We start from the raw sequence: 12341 nt of genomic DNA on the forward strand, positions 1-12341 counted from the left end.
ACCACAGCCGCATGTCCACACTGCCCGATCTCGAAGCCTGGGCCATTTTTGCCAAGGTGGCAGAAACCGGCTCCTTTGCCCGTACTGCCGGCGAGTTCTCGCTGTCGCAGGCCACCGTGTCCAAGGCCATCTCGCGGCTGGAGGCGCGCCTCAAGACCGTGCTGTTCCACCGCAGTTCGCGCCGCGTCACGCTGACGGAAAGCGGCCATGTGGCACTGGAACGCGCCACCCGCATCCTCGAAGACGGCCAGGCGGTCGAGGCTGAAATCGCCGAGCAATCCACCAGCCTGCGCGGCCTGATCCGCATCTCGGCTCCCATGTCCTTCGGCCTGACCCAGCTGGCACCACTGCTGCCCGATTTCATGCAGGCCCATCCGGATGTCTCGCTGGATGTCCAGTTCAATGACCAGCAGGTGGATCTGGTGGCCGACCGTTTCGATCTGGCACTGCGCATTGCCAACCTGCCCGATTCCAGCCTGCTGGCCCGCCAGCTCTGCCAGGTGCGCATTCTGCTGGTGGGCTCGCCAGACTATTTTGCCCGCCATGGCACGCCGCGCCATCCCAGCGATCTGGCCTGGGGCCACATGGCCCTGCAGTATTCACACAGCCGCCAACCCGTCAGCTGGCGCTTCCGCCACGCCCAGCAGGGCGAATTCACGCAGACCCTGCCCAACCAGCTGTCCACCAACAATGCCGATGGCCTGGCCCCGGCGCTGCGGGCCGGTCTGGGCCTGGCCCTGCAGCCCGAATTCATGGTCTGGGAAGACCTGCAGGCCGGCCTGCTGCAGACCGTCATGGACGACTGGCGCGCAGACCCAATCGGTCTGCACCTGGTCACCCCGCCCGGCCGCAGCCGGCCAGCCCGGGTCCAGGCTTTCATGGACTACCTGATCGAACGCCTGACTCGCGATCCGCGCTGGCTGCCGGCCAGAGCCTCCTGAAGCAAGCCGCCAGGCCATGCCTGGGCAATGTGTCGATCCCAACAGCAAGCCCGCCCAAAAAATGGGCGGGCTTGTCAAAAGCGGCAACACTGGCAGCCACGGCCACCAGTACCGTCAGATTCAGGTGCGCGGCTCGCTGGTCTCTGCCGGAGCAGCAGTTTCGGGCTGGCCGACATCAGGAGCATCCTGCGCCTGATCCGTCAGGCCAGGCATCGGCGCGCCCAGGGCAGCATCGGCGGAGGACGGCTGACCCGATACGGAACTGCCGCTGGCCGCAGCCGATGCGGTGGGTGCTACTGCGTCGGCAGCAGTGTCGGAAGTGGCGGCCATGACCGAGGTGCCGGCAAGCAGCAACAGGGAAGCGAGCAGAGAAGGGATACGTGTGTTTTTCAAAACAACTCCTTGGAGTGGAACAACACTGACCGTTGGCACCTGCGCTGCGTTTTGTCGGACAGCGCGTGCTGGTGCGTGCACGGCCAGCCCCTCGAACCTTAGTCATGACCAATAGGCTGCTTGTGCTGGAATGTGTCACCGGTAAGCTGATGCACGGCCGCCACGGAGCCGCCGGCAGCGCCTGTGCGAGCAGGCTGCTGGCCCATGTTTCCTCTGGCTGTGCGCCCATTTTCCGGGCTTGCAGGGCGTTCAAGCTGACACTTTTCTGTCAAATGTAATGACACAGGGACTTACCAAAACACGACCGATATGTGGAGCATCCATGGCCTGCTCCCCGCCCGATAACGCTACACGGCGCTCCCGCCCCATGCCACGTAAGGGAGACATCCAGTCGATCCATCCCCCTGTCGGCGAAAAATCCCGATGTCCCGGTCTGTAAACTACAAGGTATCCACCCCTTGAACCTGCCTGCAACGGCCGCATGCGCCCCTGCGCAAGCCAGAAGGAGCCTGACATGAGCACCGAACAAAAAACCGCACACCGCTACAGCCCCCACCCCATCGGGCACTACATCAGGAATATCAAAGGCGAGACTTCAGGCTATTTCAAGTACCCCGAGGCTTGGAATCTGGCCTGGCTGTCACATGACTGGGAAAAGGGCTACCCGGAGGATGCTGCTGGGTTGCACCAGAGGGTGATGGACACTGTGAATTTTGGACACGCCAAACTGGAGCCTTACGAACCCAACGGCGGAGAGAAGGAAAAGATTCCTCTGCCGGAGGATGTGGGGATGGAACGCAAAATGGGGGCACTCTTTTGGTGTCCCACCGTTGAAGGGTGTATGGCGTTCATGAGGCTCGTCATCAAGCAGTACCAGAAGTACCCCCTCCCCATCTACTCCGAAGAATGGGTGAAGACCATTGAACACCGCGCAAAGCACCACTGCCTGCAGGACGCCACCGCCCAGTCCCTGATGGACAGCGCCGACCAGCCCATCACCGGACAGGCCGAGAAACTGGCGCAGATGGCGCTGGACAAGATCATGGGCAAGCCGGCATGAGGGTTCCGCCCTGCAGCACAGGGCCTGGGAACCACGGCCGCCCGGGCTGAAAACCAGCAGTACTGGCAACAGGACACCTCTCCAGCACCCAGGCAAGAAAAAAGCACCTAGGGCAAACGCCGCCAAGTGCATGTTTCTCTTGTATATCGGGTGGTGGGTCGTGCGTGACTCGAACACGCGACCAACGGATTAAAAGTCCGCTGCTCTACCAACTGAGCTAACGACCCACTCGATTCTGTTCTCTTGTTGATCACAGAAGCTGAAATTATAGACTGGTTTTTTCTGTCTTGGCAAGACTTGTGGAAATTTTTTTCAACATCCAGCCCGCAGCCGCCATGCCAAAGCTCGCCGTAACAGCCACGGCAGAGCCGTAACCACTGCAGTTGAGACTGCCGTCAAGGCTGTCGGCTCCGGCTTCGCAGGCTTCGGGCATGCGCACCGGCTCGCGGCTGAACACGCAGGCCACGTCCATGCGTTTGCCGTCACGTGGCGCGTCATGCTGCTTGCGCAGGCGATAGCGCAGCTGCGCCAGCAACGGGTCGTGGGTCACGCGCGACAGGTCATCGATCTGCATCAGCTCGGCCTGCTGCTTGCCGCCGGCCGCCCCCACCGTGATGAAGGGCAGCTTGTGACGGCGCGCCCAGGCCGCCATGACAGTCTTGGCCGCCATCTGGTCACAGCAGTCGATCACGCCATCGACATCGGCCGGCACCAACCCCAGCCAGTTGTCGGGATCGACAAAATCATCGATCAGGCAAACCTGACAATCCGGGTGGTAGCCGGCAATGCGCTGCTGCATGGCCTCGATCTTGGCCTGGCCCAGCGTGCCATCGGCAGCGTGGATCTGGCGGTTGATATTGGATTCGGCCACATGGTCCATGTCCACCAGCGTCAGCCTGCCGATGCCGGTGCGCGCCAGCGCCTCGGCGGCCCAGGAACCGACGCCGCCAATACCGACGACCAGCACATGCGCCGCCGCGATGCGGGCCGCGCCCTCCTGGCCATACAGTCGCGCCACGCCGCCAAAACGGCGTTCGGCATGCACCTGCACGGGAAGCGCCATGGTGTCCATCACTTCAGGCGGGCCAGACGCTCGCGCCCCACGCCAGCCGCCTCGGAGGACGGATAGCGTGCAATCAGCTGCTGCAGCGTGCTGCGCGCACCTGCCGTGTTCTTCAGGCCGACCTGGCAGTTGGCGATGGACAACATGGCTTCGGGAGCACGCTCGTGGTTCGGTGCCTGACGCACCACCGCCTGGAAGTGCCCCATGGCCGACTGGTAATTGCGCAAGGCGTAATCGGAATTGCCCAGCCAGTAGCGCGCCGACAGCGCCTGCTCGCCACGCGGATAACGGCTCAGGTAGGCGTTGAAACCGGTCTGGGCACGTGCATAGTCGGCCTTGCGGAAATGTGCCAACGCGGCATCGAAGACGTCCTGGCCATCGTCCGCCTCGGCGGCGCTGGCAGCAGGCTTCTCTGCGGCAGGTCGCGTTGCGGCCGGCGTGGCGGTCTTCGGCGCGGCTGCCGGCTGCTCGCTCATGGCACGCGCCAGATCGGTGTGGCGCTCCTTCAGCTCACCCAGCTCGCGTGCCAGTTGCTCCTCGCGCCCGCGTGAGCGCGCCAGGTCCGTCTGCAGGGCATCGATCTGGCCCTGCATCTGCTGCACACTGCTGCGCATGCCGCCCATTTCCTGCTGCATGGACTGGTAGCGTTCACGCAGGTCCAGGATGGCGCGGCGCGCCTCGTTGTCGCCAAACAGCTGTGCCTGCACGGGTTGCAGCGCCGCCAGGGACAGCGCCGCCACCAGCACGGCGCGCGGTTTCATGTAAGTCGGGATCATTCCTTGTCCATTCCTCGATGGGGCCGGGTTCAGCGATAGCGGAACTCCACACGGCGGTTGCGCTCGTCATTGCCGGCACCCGGTACCGCCGGACGCTCCTTGCCGAAGCTCACCGCCTCGATCTGGCTGTCCTGCACGCCCTGCAGCACCAGGGCACGGCGTACCGCTTCGGCACGACGCTGGCCCAGCGCCAGATTGTATTCGCTGCCCCCGATCTCGTCGGTGTGGCCTTCCAGCACCACGCCGGTGCCGCGGTTGGCATTCAGCCAGCGCGCCTGGCCTTCCACCACCGGACGCGCGTCGGGGCGCACGCTGTAGCTGTCAAAGTCGAAAAACACGGTGCGCGCCACATCCTGCGGGCCACCACGGACGCCGTCGGTCGCGCCCACGCCTACCGGCGTGACGGTGCTCTGACCGGCACCGCTGCCAGCCTGGCTGCCATCGGCGTTGGCACCGGTCTTGGGTGCGGAAGAACAGGCTGCCAGTGCGGCCGTGAGAGCCAGGGTCAAGAGGGCACGTTGCATGGGTCGATCTCCTATCGATGAAGAGGTGGCACAAGGCCGGTCAAGGCAGCCTGCTGCCAGGCTGCCCGTGGTGATTACTGCAGCGGGGCCCAGGCGGGCTCCCGCAATTCTCCCTGACGACCGGCCAGACGGGTCTTGATGCTGCCGTCCACCGTGGTCGTCATCAGGGTCTTCTGGCCGCCAATGCGCGTGGCATACACCAGCATGCGGCCATTCGGGGCAAAGCTCGGGCGTTCATCGTGCACGGTATCGGTCACCAGTTGCACGCTGCCATCGCGCAAATCCATCACCGCCAGCTTGAAGCCGCCGCTGCGCGTGATGTAGGCCAGCATCTGGCCATCGGCGCTCAGCGTCGGCGAGATGTTGTAGCCGCCCTGCCAGGTCACGCGCTGGGGCTCGCCACCGCCTGCCGACATGCGGTAGATCTGGGGCGCACCGCCACGGTCGCTGACAAAATAGATGCTGCGGCCATCGGGACTGAAGCGGGCTTCCGTATTGATGCTGCTGCCGCTGGTCAGCTGGCGCGGCTGACCGCCAGTCGCCGGGATCAGGTACAGGTGCGAACCGCCATCACGCGTCAGCGTCACCAGCAGCTGGTTGCCGTCGGGCGACCAGGCCGGGGCGCTGTTCGACCCCTTGAAGTTGGCCACCTGCTGGCGCTGGCCGGTACGCACGTTGTGCACGAACACCACCGGCTTGCCCAGCTCGAAGGAGACATAGGCCAGGCGGCTGCCATCGGGCGACCAGCTCGGCGAGATGATCGGATGGTTGCTGGCCAGCGCCGGCTGCGCCCCTTCGCCATCGGCATCGGACACCCACAGCGTATGGCGGCCCCCTGCCCTGGTCACATAGGAGAGCCGGCTGGAAAACACGCCCTGCCTGCCGGTGATCTGCTGGTAAATCCAGTCGGCAGCCCGGTGCGCGGCCAGGCGCAGGTCCGCCGGCGCCACGGTATAGCTTTGCGATCCCATGTCGCGCTGTTCCACCACATCCCACAGGCGCACCTGCAGCTGCCAGCCAGCCCCCTGGCGCTGCAGATTGCCGGCCACCAGGTAATCCGATCCCGCTGCGCGGAACGGGGCCAGCGCCGGGCGGCTGGCAGCATCGAGCTGTTCGCTGTTCACCGGAACCGACTTGAACACGCCGCTGCGCAGCAAGTCCGCCAGGATGATGGCCGACGGCTGCTGCGGCGCAGCGGTTTCGCCGCGGAACGGTGACAGCGTGATCGGGTACTGGCTGATGCCGGCACCGGTGATTTCGACACGGAACTGGGCCTGCGCCGTCAGGGACAGCAGCAGGCCGGCCAGCAGCAGCCAGAACGAACGCCACAGCGGGCGCGACAAGGGAAAGCGCAACATCGTCATATGCAATCGGTCAGACACTGCCGACAACCGGCAGCGGATCAGGCCATGACCGGCTGGCAGCAGGCAGCCGCCAGCGGTCGGGATCGGAACATGGTAGGCCATGCCCATGACAGTCGGGCCGCTGCAGGGGTTACAAAGGGTAAGCAATCGCGACACCCTGCTGGCCGGCTCCGCTGGCAGCTGCGCACTACAATGCAGGCATCCCCTGTCACCGGACTGCCATGAACGACTCTCCCCAGGGTGCTGCCAGCGCCACCACGCATCGGGGCAGCACTGCCTCCGATTTTGTTCCCAGCCAGCATTCCCTGCTGGTGCGGCTGCGCCGTGTCGCCGCCTATTTCGGGGCCGATCCCAAGTGGTGGGTGATTGCCGTGCTGGCCACCGTGCTCAGCGCCCTGACCGAACCCGCCGTGCCGGCGCTGCTCAAGCCGCTGCTGGATCAGGGCTTCACCGACGGTTCGCTCAACATCTGGCTGGTGCCGGCGGCCGTGCTGTTCCTGTTCGTGGTGCGCGGGGTCGGCGGCTTTATCGCCCAGTACGCGCTGTCCCGCATCGCCAACGATGGCATGGTCAAGCTGCGCGGCGAGATGTTCGGCCGCCTGCTCGATGCCGATCTCGGCCTGTTTGCCCGCCAGTCGGCCAGCAGCCTGTCCAACACCGTGGTCTACGAGGTGCAGAACGGCGCCACCCAGCTGGTCCAGGCCCTGATGGGCATGACGCGCGACTTCTGCACGCTGGTGGCGCTGGTCGGCTATCTGCTGTACCTGAACTGGCAGCTCACCATGGTGATCGTGGTGCTGGTCCCCGGCATGTCCTGGGTCATGCGCAAGCTGTCACGCCGCCTCTACGGCCTGGCCAAGCAGAGTCAGAAGGCCACCGACGAGCTCGCCTACGTGGTCGAGGAAAACGTGCTGGCGCATCGCATGGTGCGGCTGCATGGCGCGCAGGAGCAACAGGCCGGCCGTTTCGGTGTGCTGAGTCGCAAGCTGCGCCAGCTGGCGCTCAAGTCCACCGTGGCCAGCGCCGCCATGACACCGCTCACCCAGTCGGTCGCCGCCATCGCCCTGTCCGGCGTGCTGACGATTGCGCTGTGGCAATCGCAAAGCCTGCAGGGCAGCGAGCGCGAAGTGACGGTAGGCGGCTTTGTCGCCTTCGTCACCGCCATGCTGCTGCTGGTCGCCCCGATCCGCCGTCTGGCCGATGTCGCCAGCCCGATCACGCGTGGCGTAGCGGCGCTGGAGCGTGGCCTGGCCATGGTCGAAACCGTGCAGCCCGAGCAACAAGCCGAAACCCCCGCCGGCCAGCCGCTGCCGGCCCAGGTGCGCGGCGAGATCCGCTTTGACCAGGTCACCGTGCGCTACCCCGCGCAGGCACCCGGCGTGGCGCCGCAGGATCTGCCCAATACCATCCCGGTGGAAACCGCCGAGCCCGACGACAGCCTGCAGGCACGCGAACAGCAAGCTGCCAGCGCCGGCATTCCGCCCGAACTGGCCGCCGACGCCGATCAGGGCGCGGCGCTGCAGCAAGTCAGCCTGGACATCCACCCCGGCGAAGTCGTGGCGCTGGTCGGCCCGTCAGGATCGGGCAAGACCACGCTGGTCAACCTGCTGCCGCGCTTTGTGCTGCCCACCGGCGGCCAGGTCCGGCTCGACGGCATCGCGCTGGAACAGTGGCCGCTGGAGCGGCTGCGCGAGCAAATCGCCATGGTCAGCCAGGATGTGGTGATGCTGAACCAGACGATTGCCGCCAACGTCGCGCTGGGCCAGGAGATCGACCGCAGCCGTGTCGAACAGGCCCTCGAAGCCGCCAATCTGGCAACGCATGTGGCCCGCCTGCCGCAGGGTATCGATACCGAAGTCGGCCACAATGCAACCCAGCTGTCGGGCGGCCAGCGCCAGCGCCTGGCGATTGCACGCGCCGTCTACAAGAACGCGCCCATCCTGATCCTCGACGAGGCCACCTCGGCGCTCGACAACGAATCGGAACGCCTGGTTCAGGAAGCGCTGCAGCGCCTGATGCAGGGCCGCACCACGCTGATCGTGGCGCACCGCCTCAGCACCATCGAGCACGCCGACCGCGTGGTGGTGATGGAGCAGGGCCGCATCGTGGAACAGGGTACGCACGCCGAACTGCTGGCGCTGGGCGGTGCCTACGCCCGCCTGCAACACCACGGCCTGCAGCACTGAGGATTCCTACATCAGCACCACGTCGTACTGTTCCTGCGAAAACAGGCCTTCGGCCTGCAGCGAAATCGGCTTGCCGATGAACTCGCTGAGCGAGGCCAGATGCTGGCTTTCCTCGTCCAGGAACAGATCAATCACCTGCGGCGCCGCCAGAATGCGGAACTCGGCCGGGTGGAACTGGCGCGCCTCGCGCAGCACCTCGCGCAGGATCTCGTAGGCCACGCTGCGCGGTGTCTTGACCGTGCCACGCCCCTGACAGGCCGGGCAGGGCTCGCACAGCATGCGCTCCAGCGATTCGCGCGTGCGCTTGCGCGTCATCTCCAGCAAGCCGAGCTGCGAAAAATCCCCCACCGTGGTCTTGATGCGGTCACGCTGCAGCTGCTTGCGCAGTTCGGCCAGCACGCCCTCGCGGTGCTCGGCGCGCTGCATGTCGATGAAGTCGGCGATGATGATGCCACCCAGGTTGCGCAGCCGCAGCTGGCGCGCAATCGCCTGCGCCGCTTCCAGATTGGTCTTGAAGATGGTTTCGTCGAAATTGCGCGTCCCGACAAAGCCGCCGGTGTTCACGTCGATCGTGGTCAGCGCCTCGGTCTGGTCCATCACCAGATAGCCGCCGGACTTCAGGTCCACCCGGCGTCCCATGGCCTGCGCCACTTCCTCGTCGATGTTGTACAGGTCAAAAATCGGCCGCTCGCCGCTGTACAGTGCCAGCTTCTGCACCGCATTCGGCATGAAGGCCTGGCCAAACGCCAGCAGCGCCGCATGCTGGGTACGCGAATCGATGCGCACGCTGGCGGTATGCTCGTCCACCATGTCGCGCAGCACGCGCTGCATCAGGTTCAGGTCCTGGTGCAGCAGCGTCGGGGCCGGCTGCGTGCGTGCCGCCTGGCGCACGCGTGCCGCCGCCTTGCGCAGGTACAGCATGTCCTCCTGCAGATCGGCATCGGGAGCATCTTCGGCATTGGTACGCACGATATAGCCGCCGGGACGGTCCAGCCCCGGCTCTGGCGGCAGCGTTTCCATCAGCTGCTGCACGCGCTGGCGCAAGGCATCGCGCTGCTCCAGCGGAATCTTCTGCGATACGCCAATGCTGCCGTCATCCCGCGGCAAGTGCACCATCAGGCGGCCGGCAATGCTGATATGGGTGGACAGTCGCGCACCCTTGCTGCCCAGCGGGTCCTTGATCACCTGTACCATCAGCGTCTGGCCCTCGAACACCAGCTTCTCGATCGGCTTGGGAGTCAGCTGGGCACGTTCGCCCTCCTCCTCGCGCCGCTCGCGGCCCTGGTCACGCTGCCAGACATCGGCCACGTGCAGAAACGCAGCGCGTTCCAGTCCGATATCGATGAACGCCGACTGCATGCCCGGCAGCACGCGCGCCACCTTGCCCAGGTAGATATTGCCCACCAGGCCACGCTGCAGCTCGCGCTCCACGTGCAGCTCCTGCACCACACCGTTCTCGACGATGGCAGCCCGGGTCTCCTGCGGAGACCAGTTGATCAGAATGTCTTGTTGCATGAATGAGAATCCAGTGCCTGCGACTGCCGCAGGCCGATCCTCATATTGTCCACCCGAAAGCACGCAGCAGCCGCGAGGTTTCCAGCAGGGGCAATCCCATGATGCCGGAGAAGCTGCCCTCGATGCGCGCAATCAGCGTCGCGGCATGGCCCTGCACGCCGTAGCCGCCGGCCTTGCCAAAAGGTTCACCGGTCTGCACATAGGCCGCCATGCGCGCCTCATCCAGCGTATCGAACACGACAGCGGATTCGGACAGCGCCTGCTCCGTGCGCACGCCATCGGCCTGCGGCAAGGCGATGGCAACTGCGGTCAGCACCTGATGCCGGCGGCCGGACAGGCAGCGCAGCATCTCCAGGGCCTGCCCGGCATCGGCCGGCTTGCCCAGGATGCGTTCATCGAGCGTGACCGTGGTATCGGCACACAGAATGGGCGCTGGCGGCAGGCCGCGCGCGCGCCAGCGCTGTACCGCCGCCGCCAGCTTGAGCCGCGTCACGCGCTGCACATAGGCATGCGCCAGCTCGCCCGGCAGCTCGGCTTCCAGGCTTTCGGCATCTTCTTCGGAGCCGGGCAGCAGCAGCTCATGCGCCACGCCGATCTGGTCCAGCAGCTGGCGGCGGCGCGGGCTTTGCGAGGCCAGATAGACAAATTCCTGTGCCATGCTCATTCGCGATGATAAGGGTGGCCGGCATTCACCGACCAGGCACGATACAGCTGCTCGACCAGCAGCACGCGCGCCATGGCATGCGGCAAGGTCAGATCGGACAGGCGGATGCGTTCATGCGCCTGCTGGCGCAGATCGGGGTGCAGGCCGTCCGGCCCGCCAATCAGCAGGGCCACGTCATCGCCCTCCTGCTGCCAGCCATGCAGGCGTTCCGCCAGCGCCCGGGTGGTGAGCGCCGTACCGCGTTCGTCCAGCACCACCACGCGGCGACCCTTGTGCGTGCCGCCGTCGATGGCGGCCTCGATGCGCTGCATCTCGGCCTGCATCATCTGCGCTGCCGTCTTGCCGCCAGTACGCGGCTCGGTCTTGACGGTGCGGCATTCCAGCCGCAGCTCGGGCGGAAAGCGCTTGGCGTAATCGTCAAACGCCGTTTGCGCCCAATCCGGCATTTTCTGGCCCACGGCCACGATGACCAGCTTCATGTCCGGCCTGTACGGTCGGGCCTGTCGCTCAGGCCTTGTTGACAGGCTTGCTGCCCACGGTCTTGCCGACAATCAGCCTGACTTCGGGCGCAGCGGCAGCGCTGGTCTTGCGGCGCGTGGCGGGTTTGGCCTCGGCGCTGTCGGCAGCGTCAGCAGCCGGCTTGGCCGCCGCGCGTGTCCTGGGTGCAGCGGGTTTGGCCGCTGCCGGCTTGCGGCGCGTGGCCGGCTTGGCCGCCGATTTGCCCAGGCGCATGCGCACCGGTTTCTCGCCCCAGATGTCTTCCAGCATGTAGTACTGGCGAATCGCCGGCTGCATCACGTGCACCACGGCGCTGCCGCAGTCCACGATGATCCACTCGCCGTTTTCCTCGCCTTCGCTGCGCGGCTTGGGAAAGCCGGCTTCACGCACGGCATCGCGCACGCTGGCCGCCAGCGCCTTGGTCTGGCGGTTGGAGGTGCCGGAGGCGATGATCACGCGCTCGAACAGCGGCGACAGGTGCGCCGTGTTGTAGACCAGGATGTTTTGTGCCTTGACATCTTCCAGGCCATCGACAATGGCGCGCTGCAGCTTCTGGATCATCTTGGCAGCCGCCGGGCTGTCTTCGGTGAAGTCCTCGTCGCGCACGGGCAGATCGGTTTCAGGAGTTGCCTCGCGGACGGGCGGCTTGGGGGGGGTCTTCTTGACTGCGGAACGTTCAGTGGCCATCAGGGTGTCTGGTGAAAGATAAAGTTTATGGTGTGCAATATACTGTGCTACGGCGGGAGGCACAAGCGTTTGCAGCCAGGCCTCCAGTTGTTCCGGGCTTTCGTGCTGGTGTTGCTGCACGCCGGCCCGGATCCGGGTGGAGCTGAAATCGCTCGACGGCAGCTGCAGCACGTCGGTACGCAAGGCCGGTAGTTGCTGGCGCAAGCGCTGCAGGTCCTGCTCCAGCCGGCCGCCCTGCCGCTGCTCGTCGGGGCGCGCCAGGACCGCTACCGTGACCTGGCCCAGCAGGTCTTCGGCGCGCTGCCATTGCGGCAACGTCAGCAGCAGGTCCTGCCCCATCAACAGAAACCACTCGACCTCCTGCTCGTGCCGCGCCGCATGGCGCTCCTGCAGCTCGCTCAGGGTATCGATGGTGTAGGTGGTGCCGCCACGCTGCACTTCGCAATCGTCCACCTGGACCTGCGGCAGGCTGGCAAAGGCCAGCTGTGCCATCACCATGCGATGGCGTGAGCTGCTCAGGCGGCGCTGCTTCATCCAGGGCTGACCGGTGGGAATCACATACAGCAGATCCAGCTGCAGCTGCGCCACGGCGGCTGCCGCCAGCCCCACATGGGCCAGGTGCGGCGGATCAAAGGCGCCGCCATAAATGCCGATACGCTTGGCCGGCATG

Annotated in this window: 12 protein-coding genes and 1 tRNA gene; 3 read left to right on the forward strand and 10 right to left on the reverse strand. The window is 65.7% G+C overall.

Going from position 1 to position 12341, the window contains the following annotated elements; translation table 11 throughout:
- Positions 1–11: 11 nt before the first annotated feature.
- On the forward strand, positions 12–941 hold the full coding sequence (locus tag C513_RS0107075) for a LysR family transcriptional regulator (protein ID WP_018715346.1): 930 nt from the start codon (positions 12–14) through the stop codon (positions 939–941).
- A 120-nt stretch (positions 942–1061) separates the two neighbouring features.
- Here the strand turns inward: C513_RS0107075 and C513_RS0107080 are convergent, their stop codons facing one another.
- A complete protein-coding gene (locus tag C513_RS0107080; protein WP_018715347.1) occupies positions 1062–1334 on the reverse strand; it encodes a hypothetical protein in 273 nt (90 codons plus the stop codon).
- 514 nt (positions 1335–1848) lie between these two features.
- Between C513_RS0107080 and C513_RS0107085 the strand changes: the two genes are divergently transcribed.
- Positions 1849–2394, forward strand: a complete 546-nt coding sequence (locus C513_RS0107085) for a hypothetical protein (RefSeq protein ID WP_156816062.1) — start codon at positions 1849–1851, stop codon at positions 2392–2394.
- 151 nt (positions 2395–2545) lie between these two features.
- On the opposite strand, the gene C513_RS0107090 is transcribed toward C513_RS0107085, so the two are convergent.
- The 5 genes from C513_RS0107090 to tolB all read right to left on the reverse strand — a co-directional run bounded on the left by C513_RS0107090 (position 2546) and on the right by tolB (position 6121).
- Positions 2546–2621: transfer RNA gene (locus C513_RS0107090), tRNA-Lys, on the reverse strand.
- Positions 2622–2659: 38 nt separating this feature from the next.
- Positions 2660–3466, reverse strand: coding sequence for a tRNA threonylcarbamoyladenosine dehydratase (locus C513_RS12930; RefSeq protein ID WP_018715349.1), 807 nt, complete (start codon positions 3464–3466; stop codon positions 2660–2662).
- Complete coding sequence (gene ybgF, locus C513_RS0107100) at positions 3466–4233, reverse strand: tol-pal system protein YbgF (protein ID WP_026320646.1); 768 nt, start codon at positions 4231–4233, stop codon at positions 3466–3468. The genes C513_RS12930 and ybgF overlap by 1 nt, the downstream gene beginning before the upstream one ends.
- A 29-nt stretch (positions 4234–4262) precedes the next feature.
- Positions 4263–4757, reverse strand: coding sequence for an OmpA family protein (locus C513_RS0107105; protein ID WP_018715351.1), 495 nt, complete (start codon positions 4755–4757; stop codon positions 4263–4265).
- Positions 4758–4831: 74 nt separating this feature from the next.
- Positions 4832–6121: a Tol-Pal system beta propeller repeat protein TolB gene (tolB, locus tag C513_RS0107110; protein ID WP_425386763.1), complete on the reverse strand. Its 1290-nt coding sequence runs from the start codon at positions 6119–6121 to the stop codon at positions 4832–4834.
- Between the two features lie 221 nt (positions 6122–6342).
- On the opposite strand from tolB, the gene C513_RS14130 reads away from it, so the two are divergent.
- A complete protein-coding gene (locus C513_RS14130) occupies positions 6343–8307 on the forward strand; it encodes an ATP-binding cassette domain-containing protein (protein WP_018715353.1) in 1965 nt (654 codons plus the stop codon).
- A gap of 6 nt (positions 8308–8313) precedes the next feature.
- On the opposite strand, the gene rng is transcribed toward C513_RS14130, so the two are convergent.
- Genes rng through nadD form a run of 4 tightly spaced genes read right to left on the reverse strand, consistent with a single transcriptional unit; the run spans position 8314 to position 12340 of the window.
- Positions 8314–9822: a ribonuclease G gene (gene rng, locus C513_RS0107120; RefSeq protein ID WP_018715354.1), complete on the reverse strand. Its 1509-nt coding sequence runs from the start codon at positions 9820–9822 to the stop codon at positions 8314–8316.
- Between the two features lie 40 nt (positions 9823–9862).
- On the reverse strand, positions 9863–10486 hold the full coding sequence (locus C513_RS0107125; RefSeq protein WP_018715355.1) for a Maf family protein: 624 nt from the start codon (positions 10484–10486) through the stop codon (positions 9863–9865).
- The gene (rlmH, locus tag C513_RS0107130; RefSeq protein ID WP_018715356.1) at positions 10483–10965 is read right to left on the reverse strand and encodes a 23S rRNA (pseudouridine(1915)-N(3))-methyltransferase RlmH; all 483 of its coding nucleotides are present in this window, start codon (positions 10963–10965) and stop codon (positions 10483–10485) included. The genes C513_RS0107125 and rlmH overlap by 4 nt, the downstream gene beginning before the upstream one ends.
- A gap of 28 nt (positions 10966–10993) precedes the next feature.
- Complete coding sequence (nadD, locus tag C513_RS14735; protein WP_018715357.1) at positions 10994–12340, reverse strand: nicotinate (nicotinamide) nucleotide adenylyltransferase; 1347 nt, start codon at positions 12338–12340, stop codon at positions 10994–10996.
- Between the last annotated feature and the right edge of the window lies 1 nt (position 12341).

This window comes from Allobrachymonas chironomi DSM 19884 (assembly GCF_000374625.1).
Taxonomy (GTDB): Bacteria; Pseudomonadota; Gammaproteobacteria; order Burkholderiales; family Burkholderiaceae_C; genus Brachymonas; species Brachymonas chironomi.